The sequence below is a fragment of the Streptomyces sp. SID13726 genome (genome assembly GCF_010548375.1).
GTDB lineage: Bacteria > Actinomycetota > Actinomycetes > Streptomycetales > Streptomycetaceae > Streptomyces.
Genome location: NZ_JAAGLY010000917.1, coordinates 1 through 379 on the forward strand (window position 1 = coordinate 1; position 379 = coordinate 379).

1 protein-coding gene is annotated in these 379 nt (G+C 70.7%); it reads right to left on the bottom strand.

The features are described from left to right. On the bottom strand, nucleotides 1–335 hold a 335-nt coding region (locus tag G3I78_RS50980), incomplete at its 3' end, for an FAD-dependent oxidoreductase (protein WP_164437458.1). Nucleotides 336–379: the final 44 nt, after the last annotated feature.

Sequence of the window (379 nt, forward strand, 5' to 3'; positions counted from 1 at the left end):
ACGCCGTCCAGGCCGCCGAGCCGCTCGCGCAGCGCCTCCTCGATCTGCCACTGCCCCAGCAGCAGCCCGTTGCCGCCGACGGGGGTGTCGTTGACGTGCGCTCCGTCGAAGTACTTGCGCAGGACCACCTCGTCCCGGCCGACGGCGCTGAGGGACTCGGCCACGCCGAGCTTCTCGAAGATCTCCACACTGCTCGGCCGGAGCCCCTTGCCGCGGGACTCGCGGTGCGGACCGGTGCGCTGGTCGATGACGCGGACGGCGGCTCCGCGCAGGGCGAGGTCGCAGGCCAGGGTGAGTCCGGTGGGGCCGGAGCCCACGATCAGTACGTCAGTCATCGGATGTCCTCTCGGGTCGATCTCCGGTCTCGTCGATGTCTCAA